The following is a 13,890-nucleotide window of genomic DNA, read 5'->3' on the forward strand; positions in this document are numbered from 1 at the left end:
TTTAAAATCATAACTAGAATAGTTTAGAATCATAAGTTTTTTTAAATTGAACAATAATTTTTGGTTAACCAGTTAAAAATGGTTAATAAATAAATAGAATATATGAAGTTAGAGGTACTTACAATAAGCGATAATCGAAAAATTCAAAATACTATAATCGCTAAGATTAGAGATTTAATTAATTATAAAAATCTAGAGCCTGGTGACAAACTCCCATCGGAACGTATGCTGTCTGATAAATTTGAAGTTAGTAGAAGCAATGTACGTGATGCTATTCAAAAATTAGAATTTTATGGGTTATTAAAATCTATTCCGCAAAGTGGAACATTTGTAGCAAATATTGGAGTTGTTGCTATGAATGGGATGATTGAAGATATTTTAAGACTAGAATCACCAGATTTTAAATCGTTAGTAGAAACAAGAATTTTGCTAGAATTAAAAACGGTTAGATTAGCAGCGTTAAGACGTAATGATGACGATTTAATAAATATTAAAGAAGCGTTAGATGCTTATGAAGCTAAAGCATTATTAGGTGAAGATGCCGTACAAGAAGATTTATTGTTTCATTTAGCTATAGCAAAGGCAAGTAGAAATAGCACCATGAATACGTTCATGCTAACAATAACACCACAAATAATCATAGATTTTGAAAAATACCATGTTTGCGATAAAGACCAAGCAGTAAAAGGTATAAAGGAGCATACCGAAATTTATGAAGCTATTAAGGCACAAAAACCTGATTTGGCAAAAGAAAAAATGAAAGATCATTTTAGCGTATTATATCAGTACTGCTACAGTTTGAAATAAAAATAAAATTAATTGAAAAATAATGTTGCACGCTTTTTATTTTTCAATATAAAATATTAGGAGGGAAGAAATCTAAAAATATATTTCTTCACATTTAAAGTTTAGCTATTTATTGCTAAACAAGTTTTTACATTCTATTATATAATTTAAATAATTATGTAGAATGCTAACATGTAAATTTAGAACAATGAAAATCAAAGGCTTACGTTGGTGGATAATTATATTAATTTTTATAGCAACCGTTATAAATTATATCGATAGAACGGCTTTTGCATTATTATGGCCTCAAATGGGTGAAGACCTTGGCATGGATAATTCTGATTATGCACTAATGCTTAATGTTTTTATGATAACGTATGCTGCCAGTAAATTTTTATCTGGAAGATTGTACGATAAAATTGGTACTAGAATTGGTTTTGTTATATCTATCGTAGTATGGTCAGTAGCTGCCGCTTTTCATGCAGTGGCAAGAGGGATAGTTTCATTGTCAATAGTACGTGGCCTACTTGGGCTAGGAGAAGCAGGACTATGGCCTGGTGCCGTTAAAAGTAATGGAGAATGGTTTCCTGTAAAACAAAGAGCGTTGGCACAAGGTATTTTTAACTCTGGTGCATCTATAGGCAATGTAATAGCTCCTGTTGTTATAGTTTTTCTATATGCTCAATTTGGATGGAAGTCTACCTACATAATATTAGGTGGATTAGGATTAATTTGGATTATTCCTTGGTTAATCTTAAACAAATCAAAACCTGAAAACCATCCTTGGATTACTGAGGGCGAAAAAAACTTGATACTTAATGACCGAATAGAAAATAATGATGTTGCTGTTGAAGGAGCTAAAAGTTTGGGTGTTGGCAAAATATTGAGTTATAAACAACCTTGGGGAGTTTTACTATGTAGGTTTTTCATAGAACCTATTTGGTGGTTCTTTGCGGGTTGGATGCCAATCTATCTGAATTCGAAATTTGGACTAAGCATAGAAGAAATAGGAAAAACAATGTGGATATCTTACCTCATGGCTGCAGCAGGAGGAATATTAGGAGGCTTATTTACAGAAGAAATAATAAAACGTACTTCTGTAGATTTTGGAAGGAAAGCAAGTATAGTGTTAGGAAGCATTTTAATAATAATTGGCTTTGTTTCTATTATATTATTGGTAGATGATTCTAATTATATGACATTCATATATCTAGCAGGATTAGCGCTTTTTGGATTTCAATTTGCCATAGGTAACATTCAAACTTTATCAAGTGATTTATTTAGAGGGCCATCGGTTGGTACATTAGCTGGATTAGCTGGAACAGTAGCAGCATTTTCGCCTATTATAATGAATTGGTTTATTGGTAGTATAACAAAAGGAGGATCATATACACCAGCATTTATAGCTATTACTCTGTCGGTAGTTCTAGCTGTGCTATCCATTCTCTTTTTAATCAAAAAAGTAAGATTAGTAGTAAGTAGAAAAAATTAAAAGATAAAAATTATATAACATAATAAAACACAATATTAAAAGATGAGCAATATAAACGGAAAAATAGCAATAATTACCGGAGCTACCGGTGGAATTGGTTTTGCTGTAGCAAAAAGATTGGGTAAAGATGGGTACACAGTTATATTAAATGGTATCGAAGATGAAGCAGGAGCTAAACGAGTTGAAGAGCTTTCCAAAGAAGGAATAACTGCTGAATATTACGGATTTGATGTTACAAAAGAAGAAGAGGTAACTGCAAACATTGTAAAAATTGGTGAAAAGTACGGAAGAATTGATGTTCTAGTAAATAATGCTGGAGGATTAGGAGGTCGGTCTCGATTTGAAGAAATGACAACAGATTTTTACAGATTTGTAATGGCACTAAACCTTGATTCTGTGTTTTTTGCATCAAGAGCAGCTATCCCTTTTCTTAAAAAAGGAGAGAATGCTACAATAATTAACTATACATCCAATGCAGGATGGACAGCTGGAGGCCCTGGGGCAGGAATCTATGGAACATCCAAAGCAGGAGTACATGCAATAACTAGAGCACTAGCAAAAGATTTAGCTGAATATGGAATTAGAGTAAATGCAGTATCACCAGGTACAATTGACACACCATTTCATGCTCAAATTAAAGCAACAAAGCCAGAAGTCTTTGCTTCATGGGCAAATAATATTATGTTAGGAAGGTTAGGTCAACCTGAAGATGTAGCTTCTGTTGTTTCTTTCTTGGCAAGTAACGATTCGGCTTTCTTAACTGCTGAAACTATCCAAATTGGTGGCGGACAAGCTTTAGGAATATAGAATTAAAGTTTTTTTTAAGTAAAAATAGGGGTTATGTTTTCCTAGTTTATTATAAATTAAGCGTTAATGTATAAATACATTAACGCTTAATTTTTTTTAGATGAATCTCTAACTATTAAATCCGCATTTAAAATTTTCTTATTAAGAGATTGTGTTATCACTTCTTTTTTAGCATGTTCTAAAAATGTGGTAGCAGCAAGCCTACCAATTTCTGCACTATGCTGATTTACACTAGAAATTGTTGGAGTTACCATGGCAGTAAAAGGTTCATTTCCAAAACCAACCAAGGCTATTTCTTCTGGAACTTTAATATTCTGTTCATTTAAAACTTGTAGTGCACCTAAAGCGGCATAATCACCAGCAACATAAATGGCATCAGGCTTGTCCTTTAATTTTAATAGCTGAATCATTTTAGCTCTGCCATCTTCAGTTGTAAGACTACTTTCTATAAGAAGATCGTTATCTTGCGGTAAGTTGTGTTTTTTTAAAGCATCAACATAACCTCTAATTCTATTATTAAAAATTCTAGTATGTTTATATCCCCCAATGTGAGCTATTCGCTTGCGGTTTTGCTGCACTAAATGATCAACTATCATATGACTACTATCATAATCATTAATACCTATATAGTCTACATTTAAATCATTTTCACCACGATCAAATAAAATTAAAGGAATCCCTTTTGATTTAATCTTTTCATAATATTCTAAATTAACCGTTTCATTTGCCATAGAAGCTATAATACCATCAACTTGAGTAAATAATAGTGTGTCAATATTGTTGCACTCTTTTTTGTAAGATTCGTTAGATTGAGTAATAATAATGTTATACCCCTCTTTGTTTAGTTCTTCCTCTATGTTTTGGATAACAGAAGAGAAGAAATTACTATTGGTCCTTGGAACAATAACTCCAACTAAATTACTTTTTCCTTTTCGTAATGCACTCGCAAGATGATTAGGTTGGTAGTTTAAATTTTTTGCGACTTGCTTTACAGCTTTTTTAGTTTTTTCACTAATACGAGAGTCGTTATGTAAAGCTTTTGAAACCGCAGCAGCAGATATATTTAAAACATTTGCAATGTCTTTTATTGTAGTTTTTTTTTTATTTGTCAATTTTTTATATATTTGCTTAAACGTTTAAGCAAAGCTAATGTTTTGTTTATTAATATCAAAATTCAAATAAAAAATAGGGTTTTGATATTATTTTAAATTTTTGCTTAAACGTTTAAGCAAAAAACAATAAACTTAAATAAAAATTTAAAAAAAATGGGTAAAGTAGTTACGTTTGGAGAAATCATGTTACGATTAGCTCCGCAAGGGTTTTTAAGATTTTCACAAGCTAATAACTTTGATGCTGTTTATGGAGGAGGAGAATCTAATGTTGCAGTATCTTTAGCAAATTATGGAGTGTCTGTAGATTTTGTAACACGTTTACCAAAAAATGATATTGGTGAATGTGCTATGATGGAAATGCGAAAACGCGGTGTTGGGGTAGATAAAATTGTTTATGGAGGTGATCGTTTGGGGATTTATTTTTTAGAGACTGGAGCAGTTTCAAGAGGAAGTAAGGTAGTTTATGATAGAGCACATTCTGCGATTGCAGAAATAGAGCAAGGAATGATAGATTGGGATACTGTTTTTGAAGGTGTAGAATGGTTTCATTGGACAGGAATAACTCCTGCAATATCACAAGGCGCTGCTGATGTTTGTTTAGAAGCCCTAAAAGCTGCTAGTGCAAAAGGAATTACGATTTCTACCGATTTAAATTATAGAGCAAAACTTTGGAACTATGGTGGAGATAGAGAAGCCATTATGACTGAATTGACTTCATATTGCGATATTATTTTAGGAAACGAAGAAGATGCTGAAAAACACTTTGGAATTCACCCAGAAGGGTTAGATGTACATAAGCATGGGCATGATGTTAAAGCTGAAGCTTTTTTATCTGTTTGTAAACAGATGATGAATAAATTTCCAAGAGCTAAAAAAGTAATAACCACTTTAAGAGGCTCTATTTCGGCATCTCATAATACATGGGCAGGTGTTTTGTATGACGGTAAAAAAATGTATGAAACACGTCAATATCAAATCACAGATATTGTTGATCGAGTTGGCGGTGGAGATTCTTTTATGGGAGGTTTAATATACGGCTTACTAACATACCCAGAAGATGATCAAAATGCTTTAGATTTTGCTGTAGCTGCATCGTGCTTAAAACACACTATTAAAGGAGATGCTAACTTAGTGACAGTTTCAGAAGTAGAAAAATTAATGGGGGGTGATGCTTCTGGTCGAGTAGCGCGCTAATCAATTATAAAAACAATATAAAATGACACAATTTACAAGAATAGAAGTTGCTAATGCAATGAAAGAAACTGGAATGATTCCTTTGTTTTTTAATAACGATTTAGAGCTTAGTAAAAAAATACTAAAAGCTTGCTATAATGGAGGTGCTCGCTTAATGGAGTTTACTGCTCGAGGAGATTTTGCTCATGAAGTTTTTGGAGAACTAACCAAGTATGCAATTGCAGAGTTACCAGGAATGATTATGGGAGTAGGTTCTGTAACAGATGCAGCTGCAGCATCCTTATATATGGCATTAGGAGCAAACTTTATAGTAACACCAGTACTAAGAGAAGATATTGCCATAGTATGTAATAGAAGAAAAGTATTATGGTCACCAGGGTGCGGAACGTTGACAGAAATTGCTAAAGCGGAAGAACTTGGATGTGAAATAGTGAAATTATTCCCTGGAGATATTTACGGGCCAAAGTTTGTTAAAGGAGTGAGAGGCCCACAACCTTGGACTTCTATTATGCCAACAGGTGGAGTGTCTCCAACTCAAGAAAACTTAAAAGCTTGGTTTGATGCCGGGGTTACATGTGTTGGAATGGGTTCTAAATTGATATCTAAAGATATTATAGCAAATAAAGATTATAATAAGCTTGAACAAGATGTAAAAGAAGCATTAAATATAATTAAAGAAGTTAGAAAAACTGTTTGTTAAATTAGCTTTAACTAACCAGCCACTTTTTTCCTTTTAAATACACAAAATCTATTTGATGATTTCCAAAAGAGTAAGGAATAAATCCATAAGAATTAATAGGCTCAGTCACTATTAAATTAGCTTGTTTGCCAATAGATATTGTACCAACTTCTTTTTCTAATCCCATGGCATAAGCGCCATTAATAGTGGCTGCGTTAATTGCTTCTTCAGGTGTCATTTTCATTTTGATACAAGCTGTAGAAATCACAAAATTCATATTTCCTGAAGGTGTAGAACCTGGGTTATAATCGGTTGCTAAAGCTAAAGGAAGTCCGGCATCTATCATTTTTCGAGCAGGGGTATATGGAATGCTTAAAAAATACGAACAGCTTGGTAATGCTACAGGCATAGTATTAGTATTTTGAAGCGCAGCGATATCTTCATCTCGCATCTCTTCTAAATGATCTACAGATAAAGCACCGTGTTTTATACCTGCTTGTACACCTCCAATGGCTGTAAATTGATTGACATGTATTTTAGGAGTAAGTCCATGTTTTTTTCCTGCTTCTAAAATAAGCTCAGTATCTTCAACGGAAAAGTACCCCGTTTCACAAAATATATCGATGTATTCTGCTAATTTTTCTTCTGAAATTTTTGGTAATACATCATCAATAAGCATTTGTAAATAATCAGCTTTATTGTTTTTGTAATTTGCAGGAACAGCATGAGCACCTAAAAAAGTGGCTTTTATTTCAATAGGATAGTTTTTTTTAAGACGTTTTATAACACGAAGCATTTTTAATTCTGCTTTTTCAGTTAGTCCATACCCAGATTTAATTTCAACGGCTCCTGTACCTAGTTTTATTATTTCTTCTAACCTAAGTTTACTTTGCTTATATAAATCATCTTCTGAGGTTTCCTGTAACTTCTTTGCTGAATTTAAAATTCCACCTCCATTATTGGCAATTTCTTTATACGATAAACCATTTATTCTGTCAACAAATTCGCTTTCTCTGTTTCCAGCATAAACAATATGTGTATGCGAATCACACCACGATGGGAGCATCATTTTTCCGGTAGCGTCAATGACTTCTGAGAAATCATTATTAGGGCATTCTGCCATCTCTCCAAAGTTGGCTATTAAACCATTTTCAACTACCAAAAAGGCATTTTTAATGGTTGGCAATATCGCCATGTCTTTACCCGAAAGAAATGCAACTGGTTCTGTACGGACTTGAATTAATTCTTTAATATTTTTAAATAATGTGGTCATTAAAATAAATTGTTTAACAATTCGTCTTCAACAATATTTGGTAAAGTTACTTTTAAATTAGGAGTTCTTTCCATTTCTCGTTTTATAGCAAATAAAGCTTCGTCATTCCTTGCCCAGCTTCTACGAGCAATTCCGTTATTTACATCGTAAAACAACATGTTTCTTAAACGTGCTTCGGCTTCTTTAGTACCATCTAGTAACATGCCAAAACCACCATTTATTACCTCTCCCCAGCCAACACCACCACCATTGTGTATAGATACCCAAGTGGCACCTCTAAAGCTATCACCAATAACATTATGTATAGCCATATCTGCTGTAAATTTACTGCCGTCATAAATATTGGAGGTTTCTCTAAAAGGTGAATCGGTTCCACTTACATCGTGGTGATCTCTACCTAAAACTATTGGTCCAATTTTACCAGTTGCAATAGCATCATTAAAGGCTTTTGCTATTTTTGCGCGACCTTCGGCATCAGCATATAGTATACGAGCCTGTGAACCAACTACCATTTTATTTTTTTTAGCATTTTTTATCCAAGTAATATTATCTTGCATTTGCTGTTGAATTTCTTCAGGAGAATTCTTCATGATTTCCTGTAATACTTCGGCAGCAATACTATCTGTGGCATCTAAATCTTCAGGTTTGCCAGATGTACATACCCAACGAAAAGGACCAAATCCATAGTCAAAGCACATAGGACCTAAAATATCTTGCACATAGGATGGGTATTTAAAATCGATACCATTTTCTGCCATTATATCTGCTCCTGCTCGTGATGCTTCTAGTAAAAAAGCATTTCCATAATCAAAAAAGTAAGTTCCTTTAGCTACGTGTTTATTGATAGATGCAGCATGCCTTCGTAATGATTTCTGAACTTCTTCTTTAAACCTTAGTGGTTCTTCTCGAATTAATCGATTTGCCTCTTCATAAGAAACATCAACTGGATAATAACCCCCTGTCCATGGAATGTGTAATGATGTTTGATCAGATCCAAGGTGAATGAAAATATCTTCTTTATCAAAGCGCTCCCAAACGTCAACAATATTACCAATAAAAGCAATTGAAACTACTTCGCTATTAGCTTGGGCTTGCTTTACTCTGGTTACCAAGCTAGCAATATTATCAATTAAAATATCAACCCAACCTTGTTCATGTCGTTTAATGGCTGCTTTCGAATTTACTTCTGCACAAATAGTGATACAACCTGCAATATTTCCTGCTTTTGGTTGCGCACCACTCATACCGCCCAACCCAGCAGTTAAAAATATTTTTCCAGCTGGGGCTTCATTTTTTTGTAAAATCTTTCTAAATGCGTTCATAACCGTAATAGTCGTTCCATGTACAATACCTTGAGGCCCAATATACATAAAAGAACCCGCAGTCATTTGCCCATATTGCGAAACACCTAAGGCGTTAAATTTTTCCCAATCGTCTGGTTGTGAATAGTTAGGGATTACCATACCGTTAGTAACAACCACTCTAGGAGCATGCTTTGATGATGGAAATAATCCCATAGGGTGACCTGAATACATATGAAGTGTTTGATTATCTGTCATGGTTGCTAAATATTGCATTACCAATAAATATTGTGCCCAATTTTGAAAAACAGCACCATTGCCACCATAAGTAATTAATTCTTCTGGGTGTTGTGCTACATTTGGATCAAGGTTATTTTGAATCATTAGCATAATAGATGCTGCTTGTGAGGAATATGCTGGATATTCAGAAATAGGCCTAGCGAAAATCTTATAAGCTGGTTTGAACCTGTACATATAAATTCTACCATATTCTTTTAATTCTTCCGCAAATTCAAGAGCTAACTCTTCATGCCATTTTTTAGGAAAGTAGCGCAATGCATTGCGTATAGCTAATTGCTTCTCTTCTTTATTTAATATATCTTTTCTTTTAGGTGCTCTATTGGCATCTTTTGGGTAATCTTTTTTTACTGGTAATTCAGAAGGGATGCCTTGTAATATTTGTTCTTTAAAAGTCATGATTTAGATTTTTAATTTACTATAAAAACTTGGTTTTTAACCATTTCTATTAAAGTGTTAATGTCATCTTTTAATACGCGGTCTTCTTCTAATTTTGCAACTTTATTTCTAATTATTTTAAAATTCGCTTCAATTATCTTTGAGAATGTGTTAGGTCTTCTAAACTCTAAAGCTTGAGCTGCATACATTAATTCAATAGCAAATATTTTTTCTATGTTTCCTAATATTTGGTTGAATTTGCGTCCAGAGATGCTTCCCATTGAAACATGATCTTCTTGTCCTAAGGAAGTTGGAATACTATCAGCTGAAGCAGGGAAACATAGCGATTTATTTTCGGTTACCAAAGCTGCTGTGGTGTACTGCGGAATCATAAAACCAGAATTTAAACCACCAGCTTCAGTTAATAAACGTGGTAAACCATATTTGCCTTCTAAAATTAAAAAACAACGTCTATCAGAAATGTTACCTAATTCTGAGGCTGCGATTGAGGTATAGTCTAATGCCATGGCAAGTGGTTGCCCATGGAAATTTCCACCAGAAATAGCTTCTGTTTCACTTAACACTATAGGGTTGTCTGTTACTGAATTCATTTCTATTTCTGCTAATTCATTTAAATGATAAAAAGCATTTCTTGATGCACCGTGTACTTGTGGCATACAACGAATAGAATAAGGGTCTTGCACACGATCGCATTCAAAATGGTTTTCAACATTTTGAGAGTCTTTTAATAGCATACGAATACGCTCGGCAACTTTTAAATTACCTTTAAATGGACGAATACTGTGTAGTGCTTTTTTAAATGGAGAGGCACTTCCTTGAAAGCCTTCAAGTGTCATGGCTCCCGATAGGTCAGCTAAATCAAGTAGATATTCCATTTTCTTTAACCCAACTATAGTATGTGCCAAAATAAACTGTGTACCATTTATAAGCCCCAAACCTTCTTTTGCTTCCAATTGCATAGGTGTTAAATCATGTTTATCTAAAACACTCTTTGCAGGCACAATGGAGTCATTAATCCAAAACTCACCTTCGCCTAATAGAGGTAAAAATAAATGAGACAGAGGAGCCAAATCGCCTGATGCACCAACTGAACCTTGTTCTGGAACTATTGGTAATAAATCATTCTCAATAAAATATAAAATGCGTTCTATTAGTATTAAACGAACTCCCGAAAACCCTTGACATAAGGCATGAACTTTGCAAATCATCATGATTTTAGACAGTTCTTTATCAATAGGGTTGCCAACACCAACCGCATGAGTTATTAATAAATTTTCTTGAAGCTTACTTGTTTCTTCAGGGGTTATCTGTACATCACATAAAGGCCCAAAGCCAGTATTAATCCCATATACAGCTTTGTTAGAACTAGCTATAGTTTCAACTTTTTGTCTGCAGTTGTTTATTTTTTCTGTGGCTTCTTTAGTAATAATAGCCTTTAAATTGCCTTGTGCAATGTTGATAGCTTTATTTACTGTAAGTTTATCTATTCCGTATTTAAACATTTATTGAATTCTATGGATTGTTTTTACAAAGTTATTTATAAATTTGATACTTATTAATATCAATACAATAGTTAAATAATAACTATGAAGCATCAATTAGAATTAAGGCATTTAAAATATTTTGTAGCTGTTGCTGAAGATTTACATTTTAGAAAAGCAGCAGAACGATTGTTTATCTCTCAACCTGGTTTGAGCAGACAAATAAAACAAATGGAAAACGATTTAGGAGTTAAATTGTTTGAGCGTCATAACAGAAAAGTGGAATTGACAAAAGCTGGAAGTTATTTAAAAACTGAAATCATTCAATACTTGAAAGACTTGGACCGTATTTTTAATCAAACCAAACTGCTAAATGATGGTATTGGGGGCGACTTAAAATTTGGTTATGTTGGATCTGCAATGCAAAAAATTATACCTAATCTTTTATTAAAATTTAGAAACGAAAACCCAAATGCTCAGTTTAGCTTAAAAGAGTTGGATAATCAAAAGCAAATAGAAAGTTTATTGTCTCACGATATGGATATAGGATTCGTTCGTCTGGAAAGAGTACCAAGAGGTTTGGAAATAAAACCAGTTTTGAAAGAAAATTTTTGTTTGGTTTTGCCAATAAACCACCCAATAAATGTTACTAATTTTAAAAGTATTAAGCAGTTTAAAAATGATGCTTTCATTTTATTTGATTCTAAATACAGTGCTTCATATTTTGAAAAGGTGATGCAAATTTTTGATGACAATGGTTTTACTCCAATTATAGCTCACAATACTATTCATGCAAGTTCTATATATAAGTTAGTAGAAAATAATTTTGGAATTTCTATAGTTCCAAAATCACTACAGACTCAAAATGTAAAAGGGGTTAAGTTTATTGAATTAACTAAAATTTCGCAAAAAACAGTACTATCTGTAGTTTGGAATAGAAAAAATAGAAACCCCATATTAGAAAAGTTTTTAACTCATTTGGATTAAGAATTTAGGAGACAAACTTAGCTTTGTATACTGAAATAAAATTCCATACTTTTGGCTTCAAATAAAAATAAACTATAAAGAATGAAAACGATTAAATTTTTAAGTATTGCTTTAGTAGCAGTAATGTTATTTTCTTGTAATAAAAATGGAGTAACTAATAAGCCGTTAAAAACAGAAATTGATTCAGTAAGTTATGCTATAGGTTTAAGCACCGGAACGCAAATAAGAACAAATTTTAGCGATGCAGATGTAGACATTTTTATTCAAGGTCTTAGAAGTGGAGTTGATTCAACAAATATTTTAATTGAGGGAGATAAAGTTAATTCTGTAATTCAGCAGTTCTTTAAAAAGAAACAACAAGCGGATCAAGAAAAACAGCAAGCAGAACGTTTAAAAAAGCTTGAAGAGCAATATAATGATAACAAAGTTGCAGGAGAAAACTTTTTAGAAGAAAACAAAGCTAAGGAAGGTGTTAAAACAACAGCTTCTGGATTGCAATACATTGTTTTGAAAGAAGGAAATGGCGAAAAACCAGAAGCGTCTTCAAAAGTAAAAGTGCATTACCATGGAACTAATATTAATGGAGAAGTTTTTGATAGTTCTGTTGATAGAGGAACACCATCAGAGTTTTTTGTGAATCAAGTTATAAAAGGATGGACAGAAGGGTTGCAATTAATGCCAGTAGGTTCAAAATATAAATTCTTTATTCCTCAAGAATTATCATACGGAGCTTTTCCTCGACAAGGAGGTAAAATTAAACCATTTGATGCTTTAGTTTTTGAAGTTGAATTAATAGAAATTGTTAAGTAAAATAATTACTTGGTACTAATAAAAAAAGCAGTCGTTTAAAATCACTTTTAAACGACTGCTTTTTTTATTTAATTTTCAGAATTATCTTTTTTCTTTCCACTCATCATAAACTTGATAAGTATACCAATTAATGTAATGCAAACAATTCCAAAGATGGCAATCATTATTACTCAGTTAGTCCAGTTGTAAAGAGAAATGGCTTGAGTTATCATATTTAAAAATTTTTAGTAAAAGTAAAGGATAATGTTTTTTGTAAATATGACTTTTATCAGATAATCATCAGGTTTTTAAAATAAAATTATTTAGTTTTTTGTTTTAAAATAAATAGATAGTGTAATTAATAAACCAAGATTGTAACTTTGTAGCCTTAATAAATTAAATAGAATGAGCCATAAAGCAGGTTTTGTAAATATAATTGGAAACCCTAACGTTGGGAAATCTACCTTAATGAATGCGTTTATAGGAGAGAAACTTTCCATTATTACATCTAAGGCACAAACGACACGCCATAGGATTTTAGGAATTGTTAATGGAGATGATTTCCAGGTTTTGTTTAGCGATACCCCAGGTATTATAAAGCCAGCCTATGAGTTGCAAGAATCTATGATGGGGTTTGTAAAGTCTGCTTTTGAAGATGCTGATATTCTACTTTATATGGTAGAAATTGGAGAGCAAGCATTGAAGGATGAGGCTTTTTTTAATAAAATTACAAGTTCTAAAATACCTGTATTATTACTTTTAAATAAGATTGATAAGTCTGATCAAGAGCAATTAGAAACTCAAGTGCAACTTTGGGCAGAAAAAGTGCCCAATGCAGAAATAATTCCTATTTCAGCTTTAGAAGGTTTTCAGGTAAAAGCAGTTTTTGATAGAATTATTGAGCTATTGCCAGAATCTCCCGCATTTTATCCAAAAGATCAATTAACAGATAAGCCTGAACGTTTTTTTATTAATGAAACCATTCGAGAAAAAATACTACTTCATTATAAAAAGGAAATCCCATATGCTGTTGAAATAGAAACCGAAGAGTTTTTTGAAGAAGAAAAAATTATTAGAATTCGATCGGTTATTATGGTTGAGCGTGAAACTCAAAAAGGTATTATTATTGGTCATAAAGGATCTGCTTTAAAACGTGTTGGTGTGGAAGCTAGAAAAGATTTAGAGAAGTTTTTTGGTAAGCAAATTCATTTAGAATTGTATGTAAAAGTGAATAAAAATTGGCGTAGTAACCAAAATCAATTAAAACGTTTTGGTTATAATAATTAGAGCTAG

12 protein-coding genes are annotated in these 13,890 nt (G+C 32.7%); 8 read left to right on the forward strand and 4 right to left on the reverse strand.

The annotated features are described in order from the left end of the window. Positions 1 to 102 precede the first annotated feature (102 nt). The 3 genes from M3P09_RS12075 (at position 103) to M3P09_RS12085 (ending at position 3,085) form a co-directional block, all read left to right on the forward strand. A complete protein-coding gene (locus tag M3P09_RS12075) occupies positions 103 to 807 on the forward strand; it encodes a FadR/GntR family transcriptional regulator (RefSeq protein ID WP_099563765.1) in 705 nt (234 codons plus the stop codon). 187 nt (positions 808 to 994) lie between these two features. Beyond that, on the forward strand, positions 995 to 2,278 hold the full coding sequence (locus M3P09_RS12080) for an MFS transporter (protein WP_249973312.1): 1,284 nt from the start codon (positions 995 to 997) through the stop codon (positions 2,276 to 2,278). 42 nt (positions 2,279 to 2,320) lie between these two features. Further along, positions 2,321 to 3,085: an SDR family NAD(P)-dependent oxidoreductase gene (locus M3P09_RS12085; RefSeq protein ID WP_099563763.1), complete on the forward strand. Its 765-nt coding sequence runs from the start codon at positions 2,321 to 2,323 to the stop codon at positions 3,083 to 3,085. Positions 3,086 to 3,171: 86 nt separating this feature from the next. On the opposite strand, the gene M3P09_RS12090 is transcribed toward M3P09_RS12085, so the two are convergent. Continuing rightward, complete coding sequence (locus tag M3P09_RS12090; protein ID WP_249973314.1) at positions 3,172 to 4,197, reverse strand: LacI family DNA-binding transcriptional regulator; 1,026 nt, start codon at positions 4,195 to 4,197, stop codon at positions 3,172 to 3,174. Positions 4,198 to 4,350: 153 nt separating this feature from the next. Here M3P09_RS12090 and M3P09_RS12095 point away from each other — a divergent pair, with 153 nt between their 5' ends. Together M3P09_RS12095 and M3P09_RS12100 are read left to right on the forward strand one after the other, a co-directional pair. After that, the gene (locus M3P09_RS12095; protein ID WP_249973315.1) at positions 4,351 to 5,391 is read left to right on the forward strand and encodes a sugar kinase; all 1,041 of its coding nucleotides are present in this window, start codon (positions 4,351 to 4,353) and stop codon (positions 5,389 to 5,391) included. A 22-nt stretch (positions 5,392 to 5,413) separates the two neighbouring features. Continuing rightward, positions 5,414 to 6,091 (forward strand): bifunctional 4-hydroxy-2-oxoglutarate aldolase/2-dehydro-3-deoxy-phosphogluconate aldolase, encoded by a 678-nt coding sequence (locus M3P09_RS12100; RefSeq protein WP_249973316.1) that lies wholly within the window; start codon positions 5,414 to 5,416, stop codon positions 6,089 to 6,091. Between the two features lie 7 nt (positions 6,092 to 6,098). Here the strand turns inward: M3P09_RS12100 and hutI are convergent, their stop codons facing one another. From hutI to hutH, 3 genes are read right to left on the reverse strand one after another with little or no spacing between them, the layout of a single operon-like run. Next, entirely contained in the window at positions 6,099 to 7,343 is a 1,245-nt protein-coding gene (gene hutI / locus M3P09_RS12105) for an imidazolonepropionase (protein ID WP_249973317.1), read from the reverse strand. Further along, the gene (hutU, locus tag M3P09_RS12110) at positions 7,343 to 9,340 is read right to left on the reverse strand and encodes a urocanate hydratase (RefSeq protein WP_249973319.1); all 1,998 of its coding nucleotides are present in this window, start codon (positions 9,338 to 9,340) and stop codon (positions 7,343 to 7,345) included. Before hutU ends, hutI begins: the two co-directional genes overlap by 1 nt. Positions 9,341 to 9,351: 11 nt before the next feature. Then, on the reverse strand, positions 9,352 to 10,842 hold the full coding sequence (gene hutH / locus M3P09_RS12115) for a histidine ammonia-lyase (RefSeq protein ID WP_249973320.1): 1,491 nt from the start codon (positions 10,840 to 10,842) through the stop codon (positions 9,352 to 9,354). Positions 10,843 to 10,926: 84 nt separating this feature from the next. Here hutH and M3P09_RS12120 point away from each other — a divergent pair, with 84 nt between their 5' ends. The 3 genes from M3P09_RS12120 to era all read left to right on the forward strand — a co-directional run bounded on the left by M3P09_RS12120 (position 10,927) and on the right by era (position 13,884). After that, positions 10,927 to 11,808: a LysR family transcriptional regulator gene (locus M3P09_RS12120; protein ID WP_249973321.1), complete on the forward strand. Its 882-nt coding sequence runs from the start codon at positions 10,927 to 10,929 to the stop codon at positions 11,806 to 11,808. An 81-nt stretch (positions 11,809 to 11,889) separates the two neighbouring features. Then, positions 11,890 to 12,618 (forward strand): BamJ family beta-barrel-assembly machinery protein, encoded by a 729-nt coding sequence (gene bamJ, locus M3P09_RS12125; protein WP_099563742.1) that lies wholly within the window; start codon positions 11,890 to 11,892, stop codon positions 12,616 to 12,618. Positions 12,619 to 13,002: 384 nt separating this feature from the next. Continuing rightward, positions 13,003 to 13,884: a GTPase Era gene (gene era, locus M3P09_RS12130; RefSeq protein ID WP_249973322.1), complete on the forward strand. Its 882-nt coding sequence runs from the start codon at positions 13,003 to 13,005 to the stop codon at positions 13,882 to 13,884. Positions 13,885 to 13,890 lie beyond the last annotated feature (6 nt).

It is taken from the genome of Jejuia spongiicola, from assembly GCF_023502325.1.
GTDB classification, from domain to species: Bacteria; Bacteroidota; Bacteroidia; order Flavobacteriales; family Flavobacteriaceae; genus Wocania_A; species Wocania_A spongiicola.

What these genes read in the sequence shown, in the direction of transcription:
- M3P09_RS12075 (WP_099563765.1), top strand. Translation starts at nt 103, where the DNA reads ATGAAGTTAGAGGTACTTACAATAAGCGATAATCGAAAAATTCAAAAT.
- M3P09_RS12080 (WP_249973312.1), top strand. Translation starts at nt 995, where the DNA reads ATGAAAATCAAAGGCTTACGTTGGTGGATAATTATATTAATTTTTATA.
- M3P09_RS12085 (WP_099563763.1), top strand. Translation starts at nt 2,321, where the DNA reads ATGAGCAATATAAACGGAAAAATAGCAATAATTACCGGAGCTACCGGT.
- M3P09_RS12095 (WP_249973315.1), top strand. Translation starts at nt 4,351, where the DNA reads ATGGGTAAAGTAGTTACGTTTGGAGAAATCATGTTACGATTAGCTCCG.
- M3P09_RS12100 (WP_249973316.1), top strand. Translation starts at nt 5,414, where the DNA reads ATGACACAATTTACAAGAATAGAAGTTGCTAATGCAATGAAAGAAACT.
- hutI (WP_249973317.1), bottom strand. Translation starts at nt 7,343, where the DNA reads ATGACCACATTATTTAAAAATATTAAAGAATTAATTCAAGTCCGTACA.
- hutU (WP_249973319.1), bottom strand. Translation starts at nt 9,340, where the DNA reads ATGACTTTTAAAGAACAAATATTACAAGGCATCCCTTCTGAATTACCA.
- hutH (WP_249973320.1), bottom strand. Translation starts at nt 10,842, where the DNA reads ATGTTTAAATACGGAATAGATAAACTTACAGTAAATAAAGCTATCAAC.
- M3P09_RS12120 (WP_249973321.1), top strand. Translation starts at nt 10,927, where the DNA reads ATGAAGCATCAATTAGAATTAAGGCATTTAAAATATTTTGTAGCTGTT.
- bamJ (WP_099563742.1), top strand. Translation starts at nt 11,890, where the DNA reads ATGAAAACGATTAAATTTTTAAGTATTGCTTTAGTAGCAGTAATGTTA.
- era (WP_249973322.1), top strand. Translation starts at nt 13,003, where the DNA reads ATGAGCCATAAAGCAGGTTTTGTAAATATAATTGGAAACCCTAACGTT.